The organism is Streptomyces sp. NRRL F-5135 (assembly GCF_000719775.1).
Classification (GTDB): Bacteria; Actinomycetota; Actinomycetes; order Streptomycetales; family Streptomycetaceae; genus Streptomyces; species Streptomyces hebeiensis.
In genome coordinates this window covers 1-284 of the sequence record NZ_JOHR01000098.1, presented here as the reverse complement: position 1 = coordinate 284, position 284 = coordinate 1, and the positions used below count along the sequence as shown (strand labels likewise).

Annotated in this window: 1 protein-coding gene; it reads left to right on the top strand. The window is 65.5% G+C overall.

Translation table 11 applies throughout. From position 1 onward, the window contains the following. Window positions 1-91: 91 nt before the first annotated feature. Window positions 92-284 (top strand): transposase (locus IG02_RS0135665; RefSeq protein WP_030757899.1); only part of this gene is annotated, 193 nt, incomplete at its 3' end.

Below are 284 nucleotides of genomic sequence, written 5' to 3'. Positions count from 1 at the left end.
AGGCGGTCAGGAAAGCTGAAAGTGCCCCTGACCAGCAAGAATGAGGATTGTCGAGGTCCATGTTCCTGCCACCGCCGGAGGCACTTCCCAGGTGAAGCATCCTATCGGGTCCTACCCCCGTGTCCGTGTCCAGGACGACGGCCGCCAGGTCGTCTCCCAGGCCGGGTCGGTCCTGCTCGTCGAAACGGTCCGCAAGACCGGTCTCGACCAGGCCATATCCCAGGCTCTGGCTCCGTGGCGGAAACCGCGGGCCGTTCACGATCCCGGCAAGGCCCTCCTGGACG